The organism is Thermoanaerobacter sp. YS13 (assembly GCF_000806225.2).
Lineage (GTDB): Bacteria > Bacillota > Thermoanaerobacteria > Thermoanaerobacterales > Thermoanaerobacteraceae > Thermoanaerobacter > Thermoanaerobacter uzonensis.
Genome location: NZ_JOOI01000001.1, coordinates 770,431 through 796,440, shown reverse-complemented (window position 1 = coordinate 796,440; position 26,010 = coordinate 770,431). Strand labels below are relative to the sequence as shown.

Genomic DNA, 26,010 nt, shown 5'->3' with positions numbered 1-26,010 from the left:
AAATTTTAGAAAGGTGGTGTAAAAATGGAAAAAGCTATATTAGAAGGACTTTTGGAAGAGGAAAAACTCGTTGCAATTGTAGCAGCGGCTATTGCTGCTTTTTCTGGTATGGAACCGTCAGATTTCTATATTCGATCTATAAAGAGATTTCCTTCTCATACCACTATATGGAGTATGATAGGACGAGGAGAACAAGTATTTTCACGGTTAACTTCTTATTGAAATAATAGGGTTGAGAGTTTAAGAATGCGACAAGGAGGTTTCAGCATGAGAAGATTCATCATAAATGTAAATGGAAAAGATTATGAGGTAGAAATAGAGGAGATAAGAGAAGGTATTACTTCCACAATTTCTACTGCTAGAACAGTAGAAAATACAAAGGGAAGGGGAAGGGAGGAAACTATAGTAGAGTTATCAGGAAAAGAAGATAGAGTAGAGGTAAAACAGGTAAAAAAGGAAACGATAGATAAAGGGCATACCGTTACTGCTCCCATGCCTGGAACTATTGTGGATGTAAAGATAAAAATTGGGGATGTTGTAAAAAGGGGAGATGTCCTTTTGATACTGGAGGCAATGAAAATGGAAAATGAAATTATTACTCCTATTGTTGGAAGAGTTGTGGCAGTGAATGTACAGAAAGGGAGTTCAGTAAAAAGTGGGGATATTTTAGTAATATTAGAGGCTTAAAAACATTCTCTACTAGAGGAAGGATTAAAGTAAGTATTTGTTAGGGGGAGGAATACATCATTGGAGATAAAAGATATCTTTCAGTTAATAAAAGCGATAGAGCAAACACAGATTACCGAATTTAGTATTCAAATTGGTGAAGTAAAGATATATTTAAAAAGAAAAATAGACGATACAAAAAGCAAAGTAGAGGATTTTAGCTTTCAATCTGACGAAAAAAGTGTGGAAGAAGAGAGTACAATTCCTTTTTCCAAAAACAAAAAGATAATTCGTGCTCCTATGTTAGGCATTTTTCATGCTAGTTCTTTTCCTGATGCGGAACCTTTTGTAAAGGTGGGAGATATTATTGAAAAAAGCCAAGTATTATGCATAATAGAATCGATGAAAATGATGAATGAAATTCGTTCTGATAGTAGGGGGAGAATAACAAAAATATTTGTTAGAGAAGGTGATTCAGTAGAATTTGATCAGCCTCTTTTCGAAATTGAGGAGGTTTAAGATGGAAAAGGTGTTAATAGCAAATAGAGGAGAAATAGCAGTAAGAATAATAAGGGCATGTAAAGAATTGGATATAAAAACAGTAGCAGTATATTCTACAATTGATAAAAATTCACTTCATGTTAAATATGCTGATGAAGCTCATTGTATAGGCCCTGCTGAGGTTAATAAAAGCTATATGAAGAAGGAGACCCTTCTCGAAGTTGCACGGATTTCAAAAGCTACTGCAATACATCCAGGCTATGGTTTTTTATCAGAAGATCCAGCTTTTGCAAATTTATGCCAAATATATGGTGTAAAGTGGGTAGGTCCTCCTCCTTCGACAATGGAACTAGTTGCAAACAAAGTGAAAGCAAAGGATTTTATGCGAAAGCAAGGTATTCCAGTGTTGCTTGGTTTTAAGGTTGAAGGGGAAAATATTGGCGATATTTTGCAATCAGTAGAAGAAATTAGATATCCTGTTATAGTTAAAGCTGTATATGGTGGAGGCGGGCGGGGAATACGAGTTGTCTATAATGCTAAAGATTTAAAAGAAGCTATTGAAATAGCTTATAGTGAATCACAAAAAGTTTTTGGACAGAATGAGGTGTATTTGGAGAAATATCTTGCCAAAGCAAGACACATAGAATTTCAAATATTAGCAGACGAATATGGTAATGTAATTCATTTAGGTGAGAGAGATTGTTCTTTGCAAAGAAAATATCAAAAGATATTAGAAGAGACGCCTTCCCCTTTTTTAATGAAAAAGCCAGAATTGAGAGAACAAATGGCGGAATATGCAATAAAAGCAGCAAAAGCAATAGGATATGTTGGTGCTGGAACTGTTGAGTTTATTGTTGACAGCCAGGGGAATTGCTATTTTATGGAGATTAATCCTCGATTACAAGTAGAGCATGGTATTACAGAACTTGTAACGGGAATAGATATAGTCAAGCAACAGCTTAAAATAACTTTTCATGAACCACTTTCTTTAAAACAAGAAGACGTGAAATTTATTGGGCATGCGATAGAGTGCAGAATAAATGCAGAAGACCCGGACAGGGGTTTCAAGCCTTCACCTGGTATCGTAAACACTTTTATTCCCCCAGGAGGGCCAAAGGTAAGAGTAGATACAGCTGTGTATCAAGGATATAATGTTCCATCTTGTTATGATTCTCTTATAGCCAAAATTATGGCTTATGGCAGTGATAGAGAAGAAGCTATTAGGGTGATGAACAGAGCACTTGATGAATTTATAATTGAGGGTATTTCTACTACAATTCCGTTTCATAAAAAAATAATTAATACTTCTCTTTTTAAAAAAGGGGAAATATACACAGACTTTGTGGCAAAGGAAATTCTTCAATGAAAAATTATTGTAAAATGTGCGAAAAAGCACTTTACTGAGCAGCTTTATAACTGTTTCCTTTAGTTTTGTCAAATAAACAAGCTATTTTGAAAGTGGCATAAAAATTGCTAGTCAAAAATTTATTGAAAAAATAGTTGCATAAGTTTTTACTAAAAGTCTAAACTCTTGGAATATTGAGGTGAAAGAAAATGACGACAGTGCTAATGCAGGGAAATGAAGCAGTGGTAGAAGGAGCAATAAAAGCAGGACTGAGGTTTTACGCAGGATACCCCATAACTCCTTCTACAGAGATTGCTGAGCTTTGTGCAGAAAAACTTCCCTTTGTGGGAGGCAAATTCATTCAAATGGAAGATGAGATTGCCAGTATGGCGGCAGTAATAGGTGCATCCCTTGCTGGATTAAAAGCAATGACTGCTACATCGGGTCCTGGGTTTTCTTTAAAACAAGAAAACATAGGCTTCGCTGCTATGGCAGAAATTCCATGTGTTATAGTAGATGTTCAACGAATGGGTCCGAGCACAGGAATGCCTACTTCCCCTGCACAAGGAGATGTAATGCAATCCAGATGGGGAACTCATGGAGACCATCCTATAATCGTTTTATCACCATCTTCTGTAAAGGAAGCTTACTATATTACTATTCAAGCTTTTAATCTTTCTGAAAAATACAGGACACCTGTAATTTTACTTATGGATGAAGTTATAAGTCATCTAAGAGAAGCAGTTAATTTGGATGAATATAAAGATGTAGAAATTTTTGAACGACCCATGCCTGAAGACAAAGAGAACTACTTACCTTACCAGTATATAGAAAATGGAGTTGCACCTTTAGCACCCTTTGGTAAAGGTTTTAGATTTCATGTAACAGGACTTGCCCACAATGAAAAAGGATTACCTACAAATGACCCTAAAGTAACAGAAAAATTGATAAAAAGATTGATGGGAAAAATTGAAAACAATAAAAAAGACATACTGATGTTTGAAGAAAAAGATACTGAAGGTGGAGATATACTTCTTATCTCCTTTGGTTCTTCTGCTAGAGCTTGTGAATCGGCAATTGAAGAACTAAAAAAAGAAGGAATAAAAGTTGGACTTTTTAGACCTATAACCATATGGCCTTTCCCTGATGAAAAATTGAGGGAAATATATCCTAGATTTAAGAAAGTGTTTGTAGTTGAAATGAATACAGGGCAACTTTACTATGAAGTAGATAGAATTATCAAAGGGAATACCTATGTAGGGAAAATTAACAAATTCAATGGAGAGTTTTTTACTCCTTTTGATATTGTAGAGAAGATAAAGGAGAGTTTTTAAAATGGCTTCTGAGTTAGTAGAAAGGTATTTTAGGAAGGAAACATTACCAAATATTTGGTGTCCAGGTTGTAGCAATGGAACAGTAACGTCAGCTATTGTAAGAGCAATTGACAACTTAGGACTTGACCAAGATAAGGTATGTATTGTATCTGGAATTGGTTGTTCTTCAAGGGCATCAGGATATTTAGATTTTAATACTTTGCACACTACCCATGGGAGAGCTATTGCTTTTGCAACAGGTATTAAATTTGCTAATCCTGAGCTTACAGTAATAGTTATTACTGGAGATGGAGATAATGCGGCTATTGGAGGTAATCACTTTATTCATGCTTGCAGAAGAAATATAGACTTAACTGTAGTGATGTACAACAACCATATTTACGGAATGACAGGAGGACAATATTCTCCAACGACTCCGCGGTTTGACAGAGCTACTACTGCACCTTACGGAAATATTGATAGGTATTTTGATATTTGCAAATTGGCTATTGGAGCAGGTGCGACTTACGTAGCTAGGGGTACTGCTTACCATGTTCAGCAATTGACAAAACTAATTGAAAGAGGAATTTCCCATAAGGGTTTTTCCTTCATTGAAGCTTTGAGTATATGTCCTACTTACTATGGAAGAAAAAATAAAAAAGGAACACCTGCAGATATGCTAAAGTGGTTAAAAGACCATGCGGTAGATATAAAACAAGCTAGTAAAATAGACCCTGAAGAACTTCATAACAAATTTATTATTGGGGAGCTTTTAAATATTGATGAGCCTGAATTTGCAGAAGAATATCAAAAAATGTTAAATAATTTGAAGGTGAATTACAAATGAGTTCAATAGAAATTAGATTAAGTGGTTCAGGTGGGCAAGGTTTAATCCTTGCAGGAATAATTTTGGCGGAAGCTGCAATATTGGATGGTAAAAATAGTGTTCAAAGTCAATCTTACGGTCCTGAGGCAAGAGGAGGGTCCAGCAAAGCAGAAGTAATAATAAGTAATGAATATATAACGTATCCTAAGGTGTTAAAGCCAGACATATTACTTACTCTTGCACCTTCTGCCTATTTATGCTATAAAAATGACATGAAAGAAAATGGAATAATTATAATAGACGAATCAATAATTCCTAATAATGAAGATACACAAAAAGTTGTCCGACTTCCTATAATAAAAACTGCGCAAGAGGTAATTGGAAGAGCTTTTGTAGCGAATATAATATCTTTAGGTGTAATAGCAGAGTTAACTAATGTGGTAACAAAGGAATCTTTAGAAAGAGCTGTTTTAAATAGAGTACCTCCAGCCACAGAAGAGATTAACAAAAGAGCTCTATTAGAAGGGTATAATCTTGCAAGGAAGTTGGGTAGGGAAATGAGTTAAAAATGGCTTTATTCAGAGGAACCACAATAACTATGTGAAATTGAGTAAAAGTCAAAAGAAAATAGCGGAATACATCAAATGATGGAGACAAGGTGCTTGTGATTCCAACAAATGAAGAGCTTATGATTGCTAAAAACTGCGAAAACAATGAAAAATTAGACTAGTAATATAAAAAATGAGCAATAATACAAAATTAAGATTAAAATAAATCAAAACAAATAATGAAATATGACTAGATAATTCTTTGAAGGATTATTAAAAAATTTGTAGAATATAAAATATGTGTTTATATATAAAAGTTTTTAAAACGGTTAATTAATAAATTAAAAAAGGAAGGATGGTAAAAAATGACTCAAGAATTACTAAATCCGTTATTTATTGTCCAAAAACAAATCAAAAATGCTTGTGATTTGCTGGGGTTAGAAGATTCTGTCTACGAACTTTTAAAAGAACCCATGAGAGTCTTGGAAGTTTCAATTCCTGTACAAATGGATGATGGGTCAATAAAGGTGTTTAAAGGATACAGATCACAACATAATGATGCGTTAGGGCCTACAAAAGGAGGAATAAGGTTTCATCCCGATGTTACATTAGACGAAGTCAAAGCGCTCTCTATGTGGATGACTTTTAAATGTGGAGTCGTAGGACTACCTTATGGAGGAGGAAAAGGAGGAGTAGTGGTAAATCCAAAAGAATTATCTAACGATGAGCTACAGAGGTTGAGCAGGGGCTATATAAGAGCAATAACGAGCATAATAGGTCCTAATAAAGATATACCTGCACCAGATGTAAACACTAACATGCAAATTATGGCTTGGATGGTAGATGAATATAATAAAATTGTGGGATATAACAGTCCTGCTGTTATTACAGGAAAACCCTTGATATATGGAGGATCTAAAGGAAGAACTGCTGCGACAGGATATGGAGTTGCGTTAATGGCTCGCGAAGCTGCAAAACGTTTACAGATAGATTTGAAAAATTGTACTGTTGCTGTACAGGGATTTGGAAATGTTGGAAGTTATACTGCTCTTATTCTTCAGGAGTATGGTGCAAAGATTGTGGCTATTTCTAACAGCAGAACATGCATTTATAATGAAAACGGAATAGATATCAAAAAACTTATGGAATACAAAGAGCAAACTGGAAATATTTTGGGATTTGCTGGTACCAATGAACTTCCAAAAGAAGAAATTCTTATGTTAGATGTAGATATACTTATTCCAGCTGCTTTGGAAAATGTTATAACAAGTCAAAATGCAGACAAAATTAAAGCGAAAATAATTTGCGAAGGTGCCAATGGACCTACTACTCCAGAAGCTGACAAAATACTGTTTGAAAAAGGTGTGTTTGTAGTACCAGATATATTAGCTAATGCAGGAGGAGTTATAGTTTCATACTTTGAATGGGTACAAAATCTCATGAATTATTACTGGACAGAAAAAGAAGTGGAAGAAAGACAAGAACTTATGATGGTAAATGCTTTTAATGCTATATATGAATTAGCACAGCAGTACAAAGTTGATATGAGGACAGCAGCTTACATGATATCGATTAAACGAGTCTATGAAGCTATGAAAATTAGAGGATGGTTATAACGCTTAAATAAAAATAATAACAAAGGAAGTCAGTTAAAAAGATATTAAAGTAAAATAAGTGTAAAGTAAAAAGTGAAAATCTGCATAGGGAAACTCCTTCCTCTTGGTAAAAATAGGGATGAATGTAATCGACATATAGAAAAAGTAATGCCAATGAGGAGGCAGAAAATAATTGATTAATATATTATTGCGATTATTGTAACCTAAATCAAATAACTTTTAAGAGGGATGCTTATGCTCAGATAGAGAAATAGGTCACATTAAAACTTGAAGAAAAAAAGAAGCTGATATAGTAATTTCTTTTTTCAATTTTTTGAGAAATGTAGAGATGGGAAGTATAGTGCAAAAAATTTTATAATCATTAAAAAAATATTGAAAAGCCATAAATATTAATGATATAATATTCTATGTATTCAGATTTTACATATTGTATAACACTTTTAATGAAAGGATGAAAATAAATGAAAACCATAATAAACACCGACGCAGCCCCTAAAGCTATTGGACCATATTCGCAAGCTGTAATGATAGACGGCTTTTTGTACGCATCAGGACAAGTAGCAATTGATCCTGCTACAGGAGAATTTGTAGAAGGAGGTATTGAAGCGCAGACGGAAAGGGTTTTAGAGAACATAAAAGTGATTTTAAAAGCTGCCGGAATGGACCTTAATAATGTTATAAAGACAACTGTATTTGTCACTAACATAGGGGATTTTGCAAAAATTAATGAGATTTATGGAAGGTATTTTAAAGATAATCCACCTGCCCGTTCTTTAGTTGAAGTAAAAAGTCTTCCTAAAGGTGCTCTTATAGAAATAGAAGTCGTTGCTCATAAATAAATTTTTCTCTTTTTTTAAAGAATTATTAAACGATTACAAGCTGGGGAAATAAAAATAGGAGGGTGTTTTTTATGTATGACGATTTAACGAAAATGGCAGAACCTTATAAAATCAAAATGGTAGAGCCACTTAAGATAACAACTCGAGAAGAGCGCATAAAGCTTATTAAAGAGGCAGGATACAATCTCTTTTTGTTAAAGTCAGATGATGTATATATTGACCTTTTGACTGACAGTGGTACTTCTGCCATGAGTGATTACCAATGGGCTGGCATAATTCTGGGGGATGAGTCCTATGCGGGAAGTAGAAATTATTGGCACCTTTGTGGAGTAGTTAAAGATATTTTTGGATACAACTATGTTGTTCCAACTCATCAAGGTCGCGGTGCTGAAAAGGTTTTATTTCCATTGTTAATTAAAAAAGGACAATATATATTGGGAAATATGCATTTTGATACTACAAAAGCTCACATAGAATTAGCAGAGGGCATTGCAGTAGACATGGTGATAAAAGAAGCAGAAGACACAGAAAATTATCATCCTTTTAAAGGTAATTTTGACCTCGAGGCTTTAGAAAATTTCATAAAAGACAAAAAGCCAGAAAATATAGCATTTATTTTGGCAACTGTTACTTGTAACAGTGCTGGTGGACAACCTGTTTCCATGGAGAACATCAAAGAAGTGCGGAGAATAGCGGATAAATACGGATTAAAGCTTTTCTTTGATGCGGCCAGATTTGCAGAAAACGCTTATTTTATAAAACAGAGAGAAAAGGGATATGAGAACAAATCTATTAAAGAAATAGTGAGAGAGATGTTTTCTTATGGAGATGGTTTTACAATGTCTGCGAAAAAAGATGCACTGGTAAATATTGGTGGACTTATTGCCATAAAAGATGATGAAGAACTTTTCACCAAAGTCAAGACAATGCTCATTCCTATGGAAGGGTTTGTAACATACGGTGGCCTTGCTGGAAGAGATATGGAAGCTATGGCAAGAGGGCTTGAAGAAGTCCTAGATGAAAATTATTTAGCATGGCGAATTAATCAGGTAAAGTATTTGGGTGACAAACTAAGAGATGCAGGGATACCGATTCAATACCCAACAGGAGGACATGCTGTTTTCATAGATGGCAAAAAGTTTTTGCCTCATGTACCACAAGAACAATTTCCTTCCCATGCAATTTGCGTAGAGCTTTATATAGAAGCTGGTATTCGTGCAGTAGAAGTAGGAGCATTGCTTGCTGGCCGTGACCCTGTTACTAAAAAAGAAATACTTCCTAAATTAGATTTTGTACGCCTTACAATTCCAAGGAGAGTTTACACTAACAGCCATATGGATGTTATAGCAGAAGCTGTAAAAAGAGTTTATGCAAGAAGAGATAAAATAAAAGGATATAGATTTACTTATGAGCCGCCAATATTAAGGCATTTTACTGCGAGATTAGAACCAGTAGAGTAAACATAAAGGAGATGGCATTTTGCTAATCTCCTTATTTTGTCTATAAAAATATTGAAAACTGTGATAAAATGAATATATGCGTAAATTTGTAGAAGGAAAATCGGCATTTATATAGAATATATTGATAGGTGAGAGTTGTGAAAAGGTTAGCTAAAATTGTAGTTATATTATTGGTGATAGTTTACATAGGTAAAGTAGGAGTAACGACTTTTGCACACAAAAATAAAACTACAGTAGTAACTTATGGAAGTATTTCAATAGCCTTTAATGCCCAAGGATATGTTATAAAGAATGAAATGTTGATAAATGCTCCTTTCGATGGCAAAATAAAAAAACTTGTACAAAGTGGCGAAAAAATTTCGAAAGGTACTCCTATTGTGGAAGTTTATTCTGCCGATTTTGATGAAGAAAAACTACATCAATTAGAAGAGATAGACAGAAAACTAAAAAATCAGGATACTAATATACCTTTTTATTCAGATATTCAAAAATTAGATAATATAATAAAAAAAGAAGAGCAAAATTATCAAAATGCGATACAACAGGGTAGTCCTAATGCAGATAAAATACAAAAAAGGATTGAAGACTTAAAAGCCAAAAAAGAAGAAATTTTAAGTAAAGGGCCAATAATACTTCAAAAGATTGAAAGCTTAAAAGAGCAAAAGGAGTATTTAAAAAAATATGTAGAGAAAAATATGATTACTGTGAATTCACCAGAATCAGGAATTGTAAGTTACTATTTCGATGGCAATGAAAGTATTCTAAATGAAAGAAATATGTTCAATTTAAATCCGACACAGCTTGAAAATTTAAACTTTCAATCTAAAGAAATTAGTACAGAAGTAAAAGGAGATTACCCTTTTGTAAAAATAGTGGATAATTTGGAGTGGTATTTAGCGTTGGTTTTAAATGAAAAACAACAGGACTTATTAAAAGAAGATAGTAATGTGAAAATTTTGATTGATAATTATGGTGGTGAATTGCGGGGAAAAGTTATAAAAACCTACAAAGGTGACGATAAATTATATATAGGAATAATTGAGATGATAGATGAATATCCCGATTTTTATAAAACTTCTAAAATAAATGTAAAAGTTAAAGTTAAAGAGTACAATGGACTTAAAATACCTCTTTCTTCTATTGTGCAAAAAGAAGGGAAAAAAGGAGTTTTTGTAATAAAAAATGGCAAAGTTCCTACTTTTAAAGAAGTAGTAATAAAGGCTACAGATGGCAAATATGCGATTGTAGAAAGCGTTGATAAAACATCTGGATTAAAAGTGTATGACGAAATAGCGGTAAATGGAGAGGATTACTTGAGCAAATAAGGGGGGATAAATACGACTATATGTGAAAATATAAGAAAGATAAAAGAAAACATAAAAGAGCATGCATTAAAGGTAAATAGAAATCCGGAGGAAATATTAATTGTGGCAGCTACTAAAACTTTCAGTGTTGAAACTATAAAAGAGGCTATTGCTTGTGGAATAACTGACATAGGTGAGAATAAGGTTCAAGAGTTAAATGAAAAGTATCCTTATTTAAAAAATGAGGTAGAATTTCACTTTATAGGACATTTACAGACAAACAAAGTGAAATACATTATTGACAAAGTTAAGTTGATACATTCTTTAGATAGTATCAAACTGGCAGAAGAAATAGACAAAAGGGCTAAACAAAAAAGTCTCATAATAGATTGTTTGGTGGAAATCAATATTGGTGGAGAGGAAAGTAAATACGGAATTCCTCCTGAAGAAATGCATAATTTTGTTAAAGAAATGGAAAAATATGATAATATAAGAATTAGAGGGCTTATGACAATAGCTCCTTACCTTCCACCAGAAGAGGTAAGACCCTATTTTAGGAAGATGAAAGAGCTATTTGAAGAGCTAAAAGAAATTAAGCAACATAATGTACAAGTAGAATTTTTGTCAATGGGCATGTCCAATGACTATTGGGTAGCAGTTGAAGAAGGGGCGAATATTGTTAGAATTGGCACTTCCATTTTTGGGCAAAGACAATATAATGTGGAGGGATAATTAATGTCTTCAAAAGTGATTGATAAATTAATGAGTTTCTTTGGTATCGATGAGCCAGAAGAAGAGAAAGAAGAAGTAGACTCTTTACAACCTGTCATACCTTATGATAGAAAGCCTAAAATTGTCAATATTCATACACAGCCCCAAGTAAAAGTTTTGATTTTAAAGCCAGAAAAGTTTGAACAAGTGATGAATATATGCAATGAGTTAAAAAATAAAAAACCGGTGATTGTTGATTTACAAAAGATGGACAAAAATGAAGCTCAAAGAGTAGTGGATTTTTTAAGCGGTGCAGCCTATGCTCTTAATGGAGAGATAAAGAAGATATCTAGCTATATATTTTTAATTGCGCCTGAGAATTTTGATATTACAGGGGATATAAAGGATGAAGTAAATTCTTTATACAATCTAAATTGATAAGGAGGAAATGATTTTGCCTGTAAATTTTGCAATTTTAACAGCATTAGATTATTTTTTTGAAGTTATAAATTGGCTTATATTGATAAGGGTTATTTTATCTTTGTTACGAATGGAAAATATGTCAAATCCACTTTCTCGCTTTGTGATCGTAACGACAGAACCAATACTTGAGCCTTTTAGGGCATTACAATTTAGGTCTTCTATTGGAAGAAATTTAATGATAGATTTTTCGCCAGTTTTGGCGATTTTGGTGATTCAGTATTTAGTTCGTCCTTTAGTTTTTAAATTAGTATTATTACTGATGAGGTATATATGATGGACAAAGAATTTACTGTATCCCGATTTGAAGACATAATTAAAGGTGTTTTAAAATCTAAAAGAGAAAAATATACAGACTTTTTAAGCCTCTCTGAACAAAAAATTTTTGAAAAAACTATATTAAAGTATCGACAGCAAGATATAAACTATAATCTAGATGGGGGATATTCTTTAGCAGAAAGAAAGATAGCAATTATTTATCCCGATTTTTTACAGCCGGAAGATACCCCTATTTGCGCTGTAAGAATTGAAGGCAATTTTTCTAAGCTATCTCATAGAGATGTGTTGGGTTCACTTTTAGGGTTGGGGATAAAAAGACAAAAAATAGGCGATATAATTGTAAAAGAGGATAAATGTGATATATTGTTACATAAAGATGTGGGAAGTTATGTACTTATGAACCTTTTTAAAGTCGGGAAAGAGAAGGTAAGAGTTAATTCAATTGACTTGAAAGATGTGTTGGAACCTGAAATAAAGTACAAGGACATTTTTTCTACCGTAGCCTCACTACGGGTTGACAGTGTAGCAGCTGCAGGTTTTGGCATATCAAGGACGAAGGCTTCAGAATTTATAAAGTCCGGTCTTCTTCAAATAAATTGGGAGTATACAGAAGACCCTTCTTCAGAAGTAAAAGAGGAGGATGTAATTTCTTTACGTGGTTTTGGAAGAATTAAATTAGAAGAAGTGAGAGGTAATACAAAAAAAGGTCGCGTTTCTGTACATATTCTAAGGTTTATATAATGTTACAAAAGAAAAGGAGGTAATATTATGCTGACGCCTATGGATATACATAATAAAGAATTTAGGCGGTCTTTTAGGGGTTATAATGAAGAGGAAGTGGACGAGTTTTTGGATAAAATTATGGAAGACTATGAAATGTTATACAAAGAAAATGCGGAGTTAAAAGATAGAATTAATATAATGAATGAAAAACTTCAAAGCTACATAAATATGGAGAATACTTTAAACAATACTTTGATTGTTGCTCAAAATACTGCAGAGGAATTGAAAAGAAATGCAGAAAAAGAAGCTCAACTTATCATACAAAATGCACAACAAAATGCAGAAAAAATATTAGAGAAGGCAAATCAAGAAGTTGTGAGAATAAGAATGGAGTTAGAAAGATATCGCAAGCAATTAAATGTTTTTAAAGCGAAATTTAAATCTCTTTTAGAAGCCCAGTTGGAATCAATACTTTCAATAGATGAGAAAGAATTGATTCCAGATGAGGATGAGGAGAAGGATGCAGAATAGATTAGGGGTTGTTGGAATATTGATTAAAAATAGAGAAAATGTGGCGGATAGGGTAAATCACATATTGAGTGAGTACGGCCACATTATTGTAGGAAGAATGGGTATACCCTATAAAGATAGGGGAGTATCGGTTATCGCTTTAATAGTTGATGGTACAACGGATGAAATAGGGGCTCTTACTGGTAAACTTGGAAGTCTGCCTGGTGTAAAAGTGAAATCTGCTCTGACTGCATGAGATATGCATACTATTGACGAAAAACTTGTAGTATTATATAATTGTGTAAAAAATATTGTTAAAAGCTATGATGAGGACGAGTAAGTAGAAGCAACTTTCAGAGAGTTGGCGGTAGGTGCGAGCCAATAAGTTCGTTTCTACTGAAAATCACCTCGGAGCTGCAGGCTGAACTACAGTAAGCTGTGCCGGATTTCCCGTTATCTTAAATGAGAGATTAAGGCGAAGTTTTTCTTTGTCTTAATAAGTAGGGTGGTACCGCGAACTTCTCGTCCCTGACGAGAAGTTTTATTTTTAGTTTGAAAGATAATATTTGAAGAGGAGGTAATGTTCAGTGGATTACAACAAGACACTTAATTTGCCGAGGACAGATTTTCCTATGAAGGCTAATTTGCCAACACGAGAGCCAGAGATATTAAAAAGATGGGAAGAAATGGATATTTATCATAAAACATTGGAAAAAAATAAAGGCAAGGAAAAATATATTTTACACGATGGTCCGCCTTATGCTAATGGAGATATACACATTGGAACTGCTATGAATAAGGTATTAAAAGATATTATAGTTAAATACAAAACAATGAGGGGTTATGATGCTCCTTATGTGCCAGGATGGGATACACACGGTCTTCCTATTGAACAGCAAGCTATAAAAACTTTAGGTATAAAAAGGCATGAAGTAAGTCCTACAGAATTTAGAAAAGTGTGTAGGGATTTTGCTTTTTCTCAGATTGAAAAGCAAAAAGCTCAATTCAAAAGATTGGGAGTAAGGGGAGATTGGGATAATCCTTATCTTACCTTGAATCCGGAGTATGAAGCTAAACAGATAGAAGTTTTTGGTGAAATGGCTAAGAAAGGCTATATCTATAAAGGTCTAAAGCCTGTATATTGGTGCCCCAGCTGTGAGACTGCTTTAGCAGAAGCAGAAATTGAATACTTTGATGAAACCTCTGATTCTATTTATGTAAAATTTAGAGTTAAAGATGATTTGGGGAAATTCAAGGGAATTGTTGAGAATCTTAATAATGTGTATTTTGTAATATGGACAACTACTACATGGACTATTCCAGCTAACCTTGCAATTGCTTTAAATCCAGAGTTTGATTATGCGCTTGCAAAGTTTGGAGACGAAGTATATATAATGGCAAAAGATATGTTAGATACTGTAAAGAAAGAAGCTAACCTTTCAGATTATGAAATAATTGCTGTATTTAAAGGAAAAGATTTGGAGGGCATGAAGGCTACCCATCCTTTATATGACAGAGATTCTTTAATAATCTTGGGTGAACATGTAACTTTAGAAGCTGGTACTGGATGTGTTCATACTGCTCCCGGCCATGGTGAAGAAGACTTTTTAGTTGGGCAAGAATATGGTCTTGATGTTTTAAATCCAATAGATAATAAGGGATATTTTACAGATAAAGCGCCAGGATATGCTGGTCTGTATTATGAAGAGGCTAACAAGGTCATAAAGGAAGACTTGAAAAAAGCTAATGCGTTAGTAGCAGAAACCCGTATTACCCACTCATATCCTCACTGTTGGAGATGTAAAAGTCCAATAATATTTAGGGCGACAGAACAGTGGTTTGCTTCTGTGGAAGGATTTAGAGAAGAGGCACTAAAAGCTATTAAAGAAGTTAATTGGTATCCTTCATGGGGCGAAGAGCGCATAACTAACATGGTAAGAGATAGACGAGACTGGTGTATTTCAAGGCAAAGGGTATGGGGTGTGCCAATTCCTATATTCTACTGTGAAAAGTGTGGGAAACCGCTTATAAACGATGATACAATAAATGCAGTTAAAGAGATCTTCAGGCAAAAGGGTTCAGATGCATGGTTTGAAATGTCAGCTGAAGAGATATTGCCAAAAGGGATTACTTGCGAATGCGGTTCTACAAAGTTTAGGAAAGAGACAGATATAATGGATGTGTGGTTTGATTCAGGCTCCAGCCATGCAGCTGTGCTGCAAACTCATCCTGACCTAAAGTGGCCTGCAGAGCTTTATTTAGAAGGTTCAGACCAACACAGAGGATGGTTCCAGTCTTCTCTTTTGACATCTGTGGCAACACGTGGAAAAGCACCTTATAGAAACGTATTGACCCACGGATTTGTTGTAGACGGTGAAGGAAGGAAAATGTCAAAATCTTTAGGGAATGGTATTGACCCAGCAGACGTTATAAAAGAATATGGAGCGGATATTTTGAGGCTTTGGGCTGTTTCTGCTGACTTTACTTCAGATATGAGAATTTCACAAGAGATTTTAAAACAGATGACAGAAGCGTACAGAAAAATACGTAACACTAGTAAGTTCTTGTTAAGCAATCTTTATGACTTTGACCCTGATAAGGATATGCTCCCTTACGAAGAGCTTTTAGAGATAGATAAATGGGCTTTATTTAGGCTTAACAGAGTAGTTGAAGAGCTTACAGAGGCTTTTGATAAATATGAGTATTACGATTTTCTCCATCTGGTTCATACCTTCTGTGTAGTAGATATGAGTAGCCTTTACCTGGACATTTTAAAAGACAGATTGTACACTTATCCTGCTACTTCTAAAGAGAGAAGAGCGGCTCAAACGACACTTTACATTATTTTAGACACTCTTGTAAGGTTGATAGCACCAGTGCTTACATTTACTTCAGAAGAAATATGGTCATATATGAAGCACGACAGTCAAAATAATTTTGAAAGTGTTCAGTTAGCTGATTGGCCAGAGGTCCAAGAAAAATACAATAATCCTTATATAATAGAAAAATGGGAAAAACTTTTTGACATAAGAAAAGATATTTCTAAAGCTCTTGAAATAGCGAGAACTGACAAAAAGATAGGTCATTCTTTAGAGGCACAAGTGGATATATATCCATCTCAAGAGCTTTATGATTTCTTTAAAGGCTTTAATGACCTCGAATATGTGTTCATAGTTTCAAAAGTGGTACTTCACGAACCAGAAGAACATGTTCCTCAAAATGCTTATGAAAGTGAAGATTATAATTTGAAGATTGTGGTAACCCATGCACCGGGGGAAAAATGCGAACGCTGCTGGATGTACAGTGAAACAGTAGGAACTATAAAAGAGCATCCAACTATTTGTGCAAGATGTGCTTCTCACATCGAGCAGCAAACACAAGTTTAAAAAGGGGATTTTTCCCCTTTTTAAACATTATTTTGAGGAGGGATATTATGAATTTGCTTATAAAAAATGTAGCTTTGCTATCTATGAAAGAAGAACAGCCACTTATGGAAAACACCAATATATATATTGAAGGCGATACGATAACTTACATAGGAGAAATTAATCCGGATATAAAAGTTGACAGAGTCATAGATGGAACAAAAAAAATTGCAATGCCAGGTCTTATAAATGCTCATACTCATTTGGGAATGTCTTTATTTAGGAATTATGCAGATGATGTGCCGTTATTTGATTGGTTGAGTAAACATATCTGGCCCGTTGAATCTAAACTTTCAGCAGAAGACGTTTACTGGGGTTCTTTATTGAGTATGATAGAGATGATTTATTCTGGTACTACTACTTTTTGCGATATGTATTTTTTTATGGATGAAGTAGCTAAAGCAACAGAAGAAGTAGGGATAAGAGGAGTGTTGACAAGGGGTATTATAGAAGAAAGTGACGCTGAAATAAATAAGGAAAAGTTAAGAGATACGCGAAAACTTTATAATACCTGGCATAATAAAGCGGAGGGAAGAATAAAAGTAATGGTGGGTCCTCATGCACCTTATACCTGTAGCTCCTCTTATTTAAAGGAAGTAGTAGAGTTAGCTAAAGAGTTAAATACAGGAATTCATATTCATGTATCAGAAACAAAAAAAGAAGTAGAAGAAAGTTTACAAAAGCATGGAAAATCTCCTGTGAAACATTTAAAGGACATAGGAGTATTTGATGTTCCAACTATAGCAGCTCATTGTGTTCATGTAAGCGATGAAGACATTGAAATATTAAAGGAAATGAAGGTATCACCAGTTTACAATCCTACCAGTAATGCCAAGTTAGCCAGTGGTTTTGCTCCGGTGGATCAAATGCTAAAAAAAGGAATAAACGTAGCTTTGGGGACAGATGGCCCAGCCAGTAACAATAACTTAAACATGTTTGAAGAGATTCATTTTGCTGTCACTATTAATAAGGCGTTAAATTACGATGCTCTTGCTGTACCGGCATTGGAAGCTCTAAAAATGGCGACAATCAATGGCGCTAAAGCTTTATTGTGGGATAAAGAGATAGGTTCCATCGAAGTGGGAAAAAAAGCGGATATAGTGATTGTTGATATTGACAAGCCGCATTTTTATCCACACCACAACTTAATTTCTGCTTTAGCTTATACTGCTCAAGCATCAGATGTGGATACAGTGATAATAAATGGCAAAATAATAATGGAAAATAGAGAAATAAAAACCGCAGATGTGGAAAAAGTAATGTATAATGTTGAAAAAAGGGCAAAGGAGTTAATAGGGAAAAAATAACATGGAAAAGGTATTCTGCTAACGCAGGATACCTAAATTTTTGTAAGTTGACACTTTATTTGCATTATTATATGATGGCTTTAGTAGAAGTTGTAAAATCATTTACACTAGAGTACATATTAAAAATGGGGTGATAAAAGTGCTATTAAAATCAGAAAGAGAACAAATAGTAGATTATGGCAAAAAACTTATAAATTCTAATCTTACAAGAGGTACAGGAGGGAATTTAAGCATTTACAATAAGGAAAAAGGATTGATGGCTATAACTCCTTCAGGAATGAATTATTTTGAAATTAAGCCTGAGGATGTAGTAGTAATGGACTTAAATGGTAATGTAATAGAAGGTAATAGGACTCCTTCTTCAGAGTATGAGATGCACAGAATTTTTTACGCTAACAGACAAGACATAAACGCTATTATACACACTCATCCAGTATATTCTACAACTCTTTCCTGTCTACATTGGGACCTTCCACCAGTTCATTACCTTGTGGCTTTAGCAGGACCAAATGTCAGATGTGCTAAATATGCAACTTTTGGTACAAAAGAATTGGCAGAAAACGCTTTTGAGGCTATGAAGGATAGAAAAGCTGTGCTATTAGCCAATCACGGACTTTTGGTAGGAGCTAAAGATTTGCCTAATGCTTTTAATATAAGTATTCAAATTGAGTACGTGGCAGAATTATATTACAGGTCAAAATCTATAGGAGAACCAGTTATTCTTCCAGAAGATGAAATGAGGTTAATGTTAGAAAAGTTTAAAACTTATGGGCAGGTAAAAAAATAATAAAGAGGTGAAAAAAGTGGGAGAGATTAAAACTATAGAATTTAAAGATGGAGTTTTATATTTAATTGACCAAAGAAAATTGCCCAATAGTTATGAGATTTTTGAGTGCAGAACTTATAAAGACGTAAATTTTGCTATAAAAGACATGGTGGTAAGGGGGGCACCGGCAATTGGAGCTGCAGCAGCTTATGGGATGGTATTAGCTGCAAAAGAATTTATTAATGAGGAGAAAGAAAGTTTCTTCAAAAAAATGGAGGAAGCTTTAGAAATTCTCTCAAAATCAAGACCTACTGCTGTAAACCTTATGTGGGCAATAAATAGAATGAAAAAAGTTATTGAGAATAATAAAGAGCTAGAACTACAAGACCTATATGAGCTATTAAAAAAAGAAGCAGATGATATTTACTACGAAGATATAGAAACCAACAAAAATATGGCTAAATTTGGGAATGAGATAATTAAAGAAAATGCAGTTATTTTGACTCATTGCAATACGGGAGCCCTTGCAACCGTAGGGTATGGAACTGCTTTAGGAGTTATTAGAGAAGCCCATTACAGTGGGAAAAATATTTTTGTATATGCTGATGAGACAAGGCCTAGGCTTCAAGGCGCAAAATTGACAGCATGGGAATTAGTACAAGAAGAAATTCCTGCAAAATTAATTGCTGATAGTGTTGCTGCCACTTTGATAAGAGATGGGAAAATAGATGTAATATTAGTAGGGGCCGATAGAATTGCTTTAAATGGGGATACTGCCAATAAAATTGGAACTTTTATGCTCTCTGCTATCGCAAAGATATACCACGTTCCTTTTTATGTGGTAGCACCTACCAGCACAATTGATTTTAACATTGAGACAGGGAAAGAGATAGTTATAGAGGAAAGGAGTCCTGAAGAGGTAACTCATATAAATGGCGTAAGAATTGCACCTGAAGGAATAGAAGTGTACAATCCAGCTTTTGATGTGACTCCTCATGAAAATATAACGGGAATAATTACAGAAAAAGGAATAATTAGGCCTCCTTTCAAGGAAAACATATTAAAGCTAAAGTGAAGGATACTCGGATTAATTTTGATTATTTGCATATAAATACAAAAGACAGAGGGGGTACATTTTAAATGGAAAAGGCGATTATTGGTGGTACTGGATTTTACGAAATAGGACAAAAGGTGTCAAAAAAATTGGTAGATACAAAATATGGAGAAGTGGAAATTGATATTGTGACTATTGAAGGGGAAGAAATTGGCTTTTTGCCCCGACATGGGAAAGATCATGCAGTTCCACCTCATCTCGTAAATTATAGGGCAAATATTATGGCATTGAAACAAATGGGAGTAAAATATGTGTATGCAACAGCTGCAGTTGGTTCTTTTAATGAAAATTATGAGCCAGGGGATGTTGTAGTACTTAAAGATTTTTTAGATTTTACTAAATCGAGACCATTGACCTTTTTTGAAGGGGAAGATGGAGTGGTAAGGCATGTAGATATGAGTGACCCTTATTGTAGCAATTTAAGGGCGAAATTTTACAATGCTGCTAAAAAAGAAGACTTATTGATAAAGGGAGATGCAGTTTATGTGTGCACTGAAGGTCCACGATTTGAAACTGTACAAGAGATAAGAATGTATAAAAATTTAGGTGCCGATGTAGTTGGTATGACTAATGTTCCAGAAGTAGTTTTAGCGAAAGAATTAGGAATGTGCTATGCTGCGGTGGGGATAGTTTCAAATTGGGCTACAGGAATGAAGGGCAGTATAACATTACATGAAATAAAAGATACCTTAGAATTGAACAAAGAAAAAGTGATAAAAACGTTTGTAAGAGTTTTTTTAGAAGAAAAATTAGACCAAGAGCATTGTAATTGCAGTAAAGCAGTAATTGAATTATGATTAGATGTGATTAAATTATAGGAGGAACTACTATGGGAGTAAATAAAAACTATCGGTTTGACACAAAAGCAATTCATGGAACTGAGTTTAAGAAGAACCCTGAAAATGCTTTGAATCCTCCAATTTTTCAGACGACTACTTTTGTTTTTGATGACCTCGAACATGTTGAAAAGGTGATGTCTTTTCAATCTCAAGACTATGTTTATACAAGAGGTAATAATCCGACCTTAAGATTATTTGAAAACAGATTAGCGGAGTTGGAATATGGCAAAGGGGCAGTAGCTTTTTCTTCCGGGATGGCTGCTATTAGTTCAGTTTTATTTTCTCTTTTAAAACCCAAAGATACTGTAATAGTTCATAAGACTCTTTATGGTTCAACTTATAACGTAGTGACAAATATACTGCCTAAATATGGAGTAAATTATAAAATAGTGGACCTTACAGATATAAGCGAATTAGAAAAAAGTGTAGATGACTCCACAAAAGTTGTGTATTTTGAGACTCCTTCTAATCCAAATTTATCTATTATAGATATTGAAGAGGTTACAAGGGTATGCCATAAAAAAGATATTAAAATTGTTGTTGATAATACTTTTGCTACCCCCTATTTTCAAAATCCTCTTCTATTGGGAGCCGATGTAGTTGTTCATAGTGCTACTAAATATATAGGAGGTCACGGTGACGCACTTGGAGGAGTTGCAGTTTCACAAGATGAAAAGTATATACATTATTTAAAATTTGATTATATGTGTGAATTTGGTGGGGTAATGAGTCCTTTCAATGCTTGGTTGATATTAAGAGGCATAAAGACTTTAGGCTTAAGAATGAGGCAACATGAAAAAAATGCAATAGAGGTAGCAAATTTTTTAAATTCGCATCCTAAAGTAAAAAACGTTATGTATCCTGGTCTTAAAAGTTTTAAAGGCCATGAAATAGCGAAAAAACAAATGAGAGGATTCGGAGCTATCATAAGTTTTGAAATAGAGGGAGGAACCAAAAATTTAGAGAAGTTTATAAGTAATTTAAGATTGTGTCAGTTAGCGGTAAGCTTGGGAGATACAGAAACATTAGTGGAAGTACCTTCCCTTATGACTCACAGAGGGTATCCAAAAGAAAAGCTTGAGGAGTCCGGCTTCACAGAAAGTATGGTGAGAATATCAGTAGGGCTTGAGGATTACAATGATATAATAGAGGATTTGGATCAAGCTCTTAAACAAATTTAAAAAGGTTTTGAGGTGATAAAGTGCCAGTTGTCAATTTAAGCCTGCAGGTATTGACTTGCATAAAAATATATTGACAAATAATTTAATGCGTTATAGAATTAAAATAACACAATATAAATATGTATGAAATCCAATGACCGGGAAGAGTAGATATCAGCGTTTAGTCAAAGCGAGCTCGGGAGGGTGGGAGCCGAGTACTGTAGCTGATATTGAATGGGCCCGTGAGGTGAGATGTGAACTTTTAAGTAGCAGTATCCGGTGGTCTACCGTTAAAAAGACAGGGTATCGAGGAATCTCCGTACCCGAAAGAGTGGTCCTGTGTTAAAAAGGTGGCACAAGCGAGCATTTCGCCCTTTTGGTGAAATGCTTTTTTTAGTAATACAGGACAAATTGGGTGGCACCGCGAGTCACTTCGCCCCAATGGGCGGAGTGACTTTTTTTTAATTTTCAGGAGGTGATAAAGTGGTAAATATTTCTAAAGAAGATTTTTGCGAACACAAAAAAAGAGGATATGTCTTCCCAGTCTATACAGAAATAAACGGAGATGAATTAACGCCAATAAACATTTTTTATAGTCTTGAAGGCAAAAACAAATTTTTACTGGAAAGTGCAAATGGAGGTACTAACTGGGGGAGATATTCCTTTATAGGAAGAGACCCATATTTATTAATTCTAAGTTACAACAGAGAGATAAAAATTATCACAGACAGAGAAGAGCATAAAAAAGGTATGGCCTTTGAAGAGATAAAAAATGTTTTACAGGTTAATTATAATCCTTTAGGACTTGATATTCCTTTTGTTGGAGGGGCTGTAGGTTATGTATCTTACGATACGATAAGGCTTTATGAAAGACTGCCGGATAAAAACCCTGATGAAATAAATATACCGGATGTATACTTTATGTTTTATAAAAGTTTTATTTGCTATGACCACTTTAAACACAGAATTTATATTGTTTATAACGTATATCCTGATGAAGATGTAGAGTATGAGAAAGTTTTGCAAGAGATTAACGGTCTTTTGCAAGAGATAAAATCAACTAACATAGAATTTCATGACCTTTCACCTCAAGAGGGAAAAGAAGTCAATTACAACTTCACCAAAGAAGAGTTTTGCCAAATTGTTGAAAAAGCAAAAGAATACATCGAAAAAGGAGACATATTTCAAGTAGTACTGTCACAAAGATTAAAAGCACGAGTTAATTCGCACCCTTTTGAGGTTTACCGAAGGTTGAGGTCAAAAAATCCCTCTCCCTATCTATTCTATATCGACTTTGGTGATTTTCAGCTTCTTGGTTCTTCACCTGAAAGCCTTGTAAGTGTTTTTGGAGACAAAGTGACTACAAATCCAATAGCGGGTACAAGGCGAAGAGGAAAAGATGAAGAAGAAGATTTAAGACTTAAAGAGGAACTTTTAAAAGATGAAAAGGAAAAGGCAGAGCATGTGATGTTAGTTGACCTTGGAAGAAACGATATAGGAAAAGTTAGTGAATTTGGAAGTGTAAAAATAGAGCGTTTTATGGAAGTAGATTTTTACTCTCATGTAATGCACATTGTATCGACTGTTTCAGGAAAGCTAAAAAGAGGACTTACGGCTTTTGATGCTCTTATAGCTTGTCTTCCTGCAGGTACAGTTTCTGGGGCACCAAAAATAAGGGCGATGGAAATAATAGACGAACTTGAAAATGTGAGAAGGTCTTTTTACGCAGGAGCTGTTGGTTATTTTTCCTACAATGGCAATATGGATATGTGCATAGCAATAAGGACTATTCTCTTCAAGGAAGGTTATGCTTACCTTCAAGCGGGAGCAGGCATTGTATATGATTCGATTCCTGAGATGGAATATTACGAAACTTTAAATAAGGCAATGGCTCTTAAGGAGGTTCTTTGATGATTCTGATTATAGATAATTACGATTCTTTTACCTATAATCTTTATCAATATGTGGGAGAAATGAACAAAGAAATATTTGTAATAAGAAATGATGAAATGGATATTGAAGAGATTGAAAAACTGAATCCTGAGAAAATTATATTATCACCTGGACCGGGAAGGCCTGAAAATGCAGGCATATGCGTTGATGTCATTAAAAGTTTAGGGGACAAAATTCCAATATTAGGAATATGCCTTGGCCACCAAGCGATTGGATATGCATATGGTGCAAAAATTGTGAAAGCAGATAAGATAATGCATGGCAAAACTTCTCTCGTATTTCACGAAGGTGAAAAAATATTTAAAGATATTAAGAATCCCATAGAGGCAATGAGATATCATTCTCTTGTTATTGACAGACAAACCCTTCCAAGAGATTTAGAAATTACAGCCTATACAGAGGAAGGAGTGATTATGGGAGTAAGGCATAAAATGTACCCTGTATATGGTTTACAGTTTCATCCAGAGTCTATCTTGACAGAGCAGGGGAAAGAAATTTTGAGAAATTTTTTGGAGGTGGGATACCATGTTACAAGAAGCTATTAAAAAAATTGTTTTAAAGGAAAGTCTTAAAGAAAAAGAAGCTTATGCTGTTATGAATGAAATTATGAGTGGTAATGCAACTCCTTCTTTAATAGGGGGCATATTAATAGGACTACGATTAAAAGGTGAAAGTGTGGAAGAAATAACAGGTTTCGCGAAGGCAATGAAAGACAACGCAATAAAAGTAGAACTTGCTTCGGACTACGTGATAGATACTTGTGGTACAGGTGGCGATGGGGGGAAGACATTCAATATTTCAACGGCGGTTGCTATAATTGCTTCAGCTGCAGGAGTAAAAGTTGCAAAACACGGCAATAGAGCTGTTTCCAGTAAAAGTGGAAGTGCAGATGTTTTGATGGAATTGGGATTTGACATTGAAATGGTGCCAGAAAAAACAAAAAGATTAATCGAAGAAAAGGGTATGGGATTTTTGTTTGCGCCCAAATATCACGTTGCAATGAAAAACGTAGCAGGTATTAGGAAAGAGTTAGGCACAAGAACGGTATTTAATGTTTTAGGGCCATTGACAAATCCCGCATTTGTAAAAGGACAGGTGTTAGGAGTTTACGATAAAGGATTGATTCATCCTCTTGCTGAAGTACTTTTAAGATTGGGAATTGAAAAGGCTATGGTGGTCCACGGTTTTGATGGCCTTGATGAAATAACTACTACTTCTCCTACTTTTGTCAGTGAAGTAAAAGAAGGCAAAGTCATTGATTATGTGATAGACCCAGGAGATTACGGTATCCCTTATGCAAAACTTGAAGATTTAGAAGGCAAAGACGCTAAAGAAAATGCTCAAATAATTTTGAACATTTTGAGAGGTGAAAAAGGGCCAAAAAGAGATATAGTCGTTTTAAACGCAGCAGCAGCCTTATATATAGGAAAAGTTGTGGAAGATTTAAAAGAAGGAATAAAAGTGGCAAATTATCTAATAGATACGGGTTTAGCTCTTGATAAGCTTACAGAGATTTTGGAGTACCAAAGGAGGCTTAGTTGATGGTGTTAGATGAGATTGTGAGACACAAAAAAAAGGAGGTGGAAGAGAAAAAAAGAATAAAGCCAGTAGAGGAACTAATTAACGAAATTAAAGGAGGCTATTCTGGCAGTTTCAAGAAAGCACTTCAAAAAGAGGGTATATCAATTATTGGGGAGATAAAAAAAGCCTCTCCCTCCAAAGGAATTATAAAAGAAGACTTTGATTCAGTAAAAATTGCAAAAGTATATGAGAAAGTTGATATTGACGCTATTTCCATTTTGACAGAGAAGGAATTTTTTAAAGGGGATGACAACTATATCAGGGAAGTAAAAAAAGTGAGTTCAAAACCTATTTTGAGAAAAGATTTTATTGTGGATGAATACCAAATATATGAATCAAAAATTTTAGGAGCCGACGCAGTACTTCTCATTGTTTCCGTATTAGGGGACAAATTAAGAGATTTTTATAATTTATCTAAAAGTGTAGGTTTAGATGCGCTTGTGGAAGTTCACGATAGACAGCAGCTTGCAATAGCATTAGAAGCTGAATGTGACATAATAGGTATAAATAATAGAGACCTCAAAACTTTTAATGTAGATATAAACACAACAGAAAATTTGATTAAATATATACCTCAAAGTACAATAATTGTTTCCGAAAGTGGAATAAAAATACCTGAAGATGTAAGGTATTTAGCTTCATTGGGAGTAGATGCCGTATTAATTGGCGAGACTTTTATGAAAATTATAGATGATATTGACAAAATCACTGATTTTGTAAGGGAGGCAAAAGGAGGAGGATAAA

The 26,010-nt window shown here is 34.4% G+C and carries 27 protein-coding genes and 2 other annotated features; all 27 genes read left to right on the top strand.

Annotated elements, in window-relative coordinates; genetic code table 11:
* Positions 1–24: 24 nt before the first annotated feature.
* Entirely contained in the window at positions 25–222 is a 198-nt protein-coding gene (locus THYS13_RS04125; protein WP_052210454.1) for a hypothetical protein, read from the top strand.
* A 45-nt stretch (positions 223–267) separates the two neighbouring features.
* On the top strand, positions 268–687 hold the full coding sequence (locus THYS13_RS04120) for a biotin/lipoyl-containing protein (protein WP_042833275.1): 420 nt from the start codon (positions 268–270) through the stop codon (positions 685–687).
* 60 nt (positions 688–747) lie between these two features.
* Positions 748–1,185: an acetyl-CoA carboxylase biotin carboxyl carrier protein gene (gene accB / locus THYS13_RS04115; RefSeq protein WP_042833274.1), complete on the top strand. Its 438-nt coding sequence runs from the start codon at positions 748–750 to the stop codon at positions 1,183–1,185.
* Position 1,186: 1 nt separating this feature from the next.
* Positions 1,187–2,533, top strand: coding sequence for an acetyl/propionyl/methylcrotonyl-CoA carboxylase subunit alpha (locus THYS13_RS04110; RefSeq protein WP_042833273.1), 1,347 nt, complete (start codon positions 1,187–1,189; stop codon positions 2,531–2,533).
* A gap of 188 nt (positions 2,534–2,721) precedes the next feature.
* Positions 2,722–3,846: a 2-oxoacid:acceptor oxidoreductase subunit alpha gene (locus THYS13_RS04105; protein ID WP_042833272.1), complete on the top strand. Its 1,125-nt coding sequence runs from the start codon at positions 2,722–2,724 to the stop codon at positions 3,844–3,846.
* A gap of 1 nt (position 3,847) precedes the next feature.
* On the top strand, positions 3,848–4,672 hold the full coding sequence (locus tag THYS13_RS04100) for a 2-oxoacid:ferredoxin oxidoreductase subunit beta (protein WP_042833271.1): 825 nt from the start codon (positions 3,848–3,850) through the stop codon (positions 4,670–4,672).
* Positions 4,669–5,217, top strand: coding sequence for a 2-oxoacid:acceptor oxidoreductase family protein (locus tag THYS13_RS04095; RefSeq protein ID WP_042833270.1), 549 nt, complete (start codon positions 4,669–4,671; stop codon positions 5,215–5,217). The genes THYS13_RS04100 and THYS13_RS04095 overlap by 4 nt, the downstream gene beginning before the upstream one ends.
* Positions 5,218–5,564: 347 nt before the next feature.
* On the top strand, positions 5,565–6,815 hold the full coding sequence (locus tag THYS13_RS04090) for a Glu/Leu/Phe/Val dehydrogenase (protein WP_042833269.1): 1,251 nt from the start codon (positions 5,565–5,567) through the stop codon (positions 6,813–6,815).
* Positions 6,816–7,276: 461 nt separating this feature from the next.
* A complete protein-coding gene (locus THYS13_RS04085) occupies positions 7,277–7,654 on the top strand; it encodes a RidA family protein (RefSeq protein ID WP_042833268.1) in 378 nt (125 codons plus the stop codon).
* Between the two features lie 71 nt (positions 7,655–7,725).
* Positions 7,726–9,114 carry a tryptophanase gene (locus THYS13_RS04080; RefSeq protein ID WP_042833267.1) on the top strand — a complete coding sequence of 463 codons (1,389 nt, stop codon included), beginning with the start codon at positions 7,726–7,728 and terminating at the stop codon, positions 9,112–9,114.
* Positions 9,115–9,251: 137 nt separating this feature from the next.
* Positions 9,252–10,439, top strand: coding sequence for an HlyD family efflux transporter periplasmic adaptor subunit (locus THYS13_RS04075; RefSeq protein ID WP_042833266.1), 1,188 nt, complete (start codon positions 9,252–9,254; stop codon positions 10,437–10,439).
* 6 nt (positions 10,440–10,445) lie between these two features.
* Complete coding sequence (locus tag THYS13_RS04070) at positions 10,446–11,150, top strand: YggS family pyridoxal phosphate-dependent enzyme (RefSeq protein WP_201035669.1); 705 nt, start codon at positions 10,446–10,448, stop codon at positions 11,148–11,150.
* Positions 11,151–11,153: 3 nt separating this feature from the next.
* Positions 11,154–11,567 carry a cell division protein SepF gene (locus THYS13_RS04065; protein ID WP_042833264.1) on the top strand — a complete coding sequence of 138 codons (414 nt, stop codon included), beginning with the start codon at positions 11,154–11,156 and terminating at the stop codon, positions 11,565–11,567.
* A gap of 16 nt (positions 11,568–11,583) precedes the next feature.
* Positions 11,584–11,886 carry a YggT family protein gene (locus tag THYS13_RS04060; RefSeq protein WP_003867667.1) on the top strand — a complete coding sequence of 101 codons (303 nt, stop codon included), beginning with the start codon at positions 11,584–11,586 and terminating at the stop codon, positions 11,884–11,886.
* The gene (locus THYS13_RS04055; RefSeq protein ID WP_042833263.1) at positions 11,883–12,629 is read left to right on the top strand and encodes an RNA-binding protein; all 747 of its coding nucleotides are present in this window, start codon (positions 11,883–11,885) and stop codon (positions 12,627–12,629) included. Before THYS13_RS04060 ends, THYS13_RS04055 begins: the two co-directional genes overlap by 4 nt.
* Before the next feature lie 27 nt (positions 12,630–12,656).
* The gene (locus THYS13_RS04050) at positions 12,657–13,142 is read left to right on the top strand and encodes a DivIVA domain-containing protein (RefSeq protein WP_003869629.1); all 486 of its coding nucleotides are present in this window, start codon (positions 12,657–12,659) and stop codon (positions 13,140–13,142) included.
* On the top strand, positions 13,132–13,377 hold the full coding sequence (locus tag THYS13_RS04045) for a TM1266 family iron-only hydrogenase system putative regulator (protein WP_006570311.1): 246 nt from the start codon (positions 13,132–13,134) through the stop codon (positions 13,375–13,377). Before THYS13_RS04050 ends, THYS13_RS04045 begins: the two co-directional genes overlap by 11 nt.
* 58 nt (positions 13,378–13,435) lie before the next feature.
* Positions 13,436–13,654: a binding site (T-box leader), on the top strand.
* Positions 13,655–13,708: 54 nt separating this feature from the next.
* On the top strand, positions 13,709–16,507 hold the full coding sequence (gene ileS / locus THYS13_RS04040; RefSeq protein WP_042833262.1) for an isoleucine--tRNA ligase: 2,799 nt from the start codon (positions 13,709–13,711) through the stop codon (positions 16,505–16,507).
* Positions 16,508–16,554: 47 nt separating this feature from the next.
* A complete protein-coding gene (locus THYS13_RS04035; protein WP_042833261.1) occupies positions 16,555–17,853 on the top strand; it encodes an amidohydrolase in 1,299 nt (432 codons plus the stop codon).
* A 139-nt stretch (positions 17,854–17,992) separates the two neighbouring features.
* Positions 17,993–18,640, top strand: a complete 648-nt coding sequence (locus tag THYS13_RS04030; RefSeq protein WP_042833260.1) for an L-fuculose-phosphate aldolase — start codon at positions 17,993–17,995, stop codon at positions 18,638–18,640.
* A gap of 16 nt (positions 18,641–18,656) precedes the next feature.
* Positions 18,657–19,694, top strand: a complete 1,038-nt coding sequence (mtnA, locus tag THYS13_RS04025; RefSeq protein ID WP_042833259.1) for an S-methyl-5-thioribose-1-phosphate isomerase — start codon at positions 18,657–18,659, stop codon at positions 19,692–19,694.
* A 65-nt stretch (positions 19,695–19,759) separates the two neighbouring features.
* Positions 19,760–20,530 carry an S-methyl-5'-thioinosine phosphorylase gene (locus THYS13_RS04020; protein ID WP_042833258.1) on the top strand — a complete coding sequence of 257 codons (771 nt, stop codon included), beginning with the start codon at positions 19,760–19,762 and terminating at the stop codon, positions 20,528–20,530.
* 32 nt (positions 20,531–20,562) lie between these two features.
* Complete coding sequence (locus THYS13_RS04015) at positions 20,563–21,753, top strand: PLP-dependent aspartate aminotransferase family protein (protein ID WP_042833257.1); 1,191 nt, start codon at positions 20,563–20,565, stop codon at positions 21,751–21,753.
* 124 nt (positions 21,754–21,877) lie between these two features.
* Positions 21,878–22,176, top strand: a binding site (T-box leader).
* A 39-nt stretch (positions 22,177–22,215) separates the two neighbouring features.
* Positions 22,216–23,643 carry an anthranilate synthase component I gene (gene trpE / locus THYS13_RS04010; protein WP_042833256.1) on the top strand — a complete coding sequence of 476 codons (1,428 nt, stop codon included), beginning with the start codon at positions 22,216–22,218 and terminating at the stop codon, positions 23,641–23,643.
* Entirely contained in the window at positions 23,643–24,230 is a 588-nt protein-coding gene (locus tag THYS13_RS04005; protein WP_042833255.1) for an aminodeoxychorismate/anthranilate synthase component II, read from the top strand. The genes trpE and THYS13_RS04005 overlap by 1 nt, the downstream gene beginning before the upstream one ends.
* Positions 24,211–25,227: an anthranilate phosphoribosyltransferase gene (trpD, locus tag THYS13_RS04000; RefSeq protein WP_042833254.1), complete on the top strand. Its 1,017-nt coding sequence runs from the start codon at positions 24,211–24,213 to the stop codon at positions 25,225–25,227. Before THYS13_RS04005 ends, trpD begins: the two co-directional genes overlap by 20 nt.
* Entirely contained in the window at positions 25,227–26,009 is a 783-nt protein-coding gene (trpC, locus tag THYS13_RS03995) for an indole-3-glycerol phosphate synthase TrpC (protein WP_042833253.1), read from the top strand. Before trpD ends, trpC begins: the two co-directional genes overlap by 1 nt.
* Position 26,010 lies beyond the last annotated feature (1 nt).

Bases quoted from the DNA above. Each gene is read 5' to 3' on its own strand.
- THYS13_RS04125 (WP_052210454.1), top strand. From the start codon at position 25: ATGGAAAAAGCTATATTAGAAGGACTTTTGGAAGAGGAAAAACTCGTT.
- THYS13_RS04120 (WP_042833275.1), top strand. From the start codon at position 268: ATGAGAAGATTCATCATAAATGTAAATGGAAAAGATTATGAGGTAGAA.
- THYS13_RS04110 (WP_042833273.1), top strand. From the start codon at position 1,187: ATGGAAAAGGTGTTAATAGCAAATAGAGGAGAAATAGCAGTAAGAATA.
- THYS13_RS04105 (WP_042833272.1), top strand. From the start codon at position 2,722: ATGACGACAGTGCTAATGCAGGGAAATGAAGCAGTGGTAGAAGGAGCA.
- THYS13_RS04100 (WP_042833271.1), top strand. From the start codon at position 3,848: ATGGCTTCTGAGTTAGTAGAAAGGTATTTTAGGAAGGAAACATTACCA.
- THYS13_RS04095 (WP_042833270.1), top strand. From the start codon at position 4,669: ATGAGTTCAATAGAAATTAGATTAAGTGGTTCAGGTGGGCAAGGTTTA.
- THYS13_RS04090 (WP_042833269.1), top strand. From the start codon at position 5,565: ATGACTCAAGAATTACTAAATCCGTTATTTATTGTCCAAAAACAAATC.
- THYS13_RS04085 (WP_042833268.1), top strand. From the start codon at position 7,277: ATGAAAACCATAATAAACACCGACGCAGCCCCTAAAGCTATTGGACCA.
- THYS13_RS04080 (WP_042833267.1), top strand. From the start codon at position 7,726: ATGTATGACGATTTAACGAAAATGGCAGAACCTTATAAAATCAAAATG.
- THYS13_RS04065 (WP_042833264.1), top strand. From the start codon at position 11,154: ATGTCTTCAAAAGTGATTGATAAATTAATGAGTTTCTTTGGTATCGAT.
- THYS13_RS04055 (WP_042833263.1), top strand. From the start codon at position 11,883: ATGATGGACAAAGAATTTACTGTATCCCGATTTGAAGACATAATTAAA.
- THYS13_RS04050 (WP_003869629.1), top strand. From the start codon at position 12,657: ATGCTGACGCCTATGGATATACATAATAAAGAATTTAGGCGGTCTTTT.
- THYS13_RS04045 (WP_006570311.1), top strand. From the start codon at position 13,132: ATGCAGAATAGATTAGGGGTTGTTGGAATATTGATTAAAAATAGAGAA.
- THYS13_RS04035 (WP_042833261.1), top strand. From the start codon at position 16,555: ATGAATTTGCTTATAAAAAATGTAGCTTTGCTATCTATGAAAGAAGAA.
- THYS13_RS04020 (WP_042833258.1), top strand. From the start codon at position 19,760: ATGGAAAAGGCGATTATTGGTGGTACTGGATTTTACGAAATAGGACAA.
- THYS13_RS04015 (WP_042833257.1), top strand. From the start codon at position 20,563: ATGGGAGTAAATAAAAACTATCGGTTTGACACAAAAGCAATTCATGGA.
- THYS13_RS04005 (WP_042833255.1), top strand. From the start codon at position 23,643: ATGATTCTGATTATAGATAATTACGATTCTTTTACCTATAATCTTTAT.
- trpD (WP_042833254.1), top strand. From the start codon at position 24,211: ATGTTACAAGAAGCTATTAAAAAAATTGTTTTAAAGGAAAGTCTTAAA.
- trpC (WP_042833253.1), top strand. From the start codon at position 25,227: ATGGTGTTAGATGAGATTGTGAGACACAAAAAAAAGGAGGTGGAAGAG.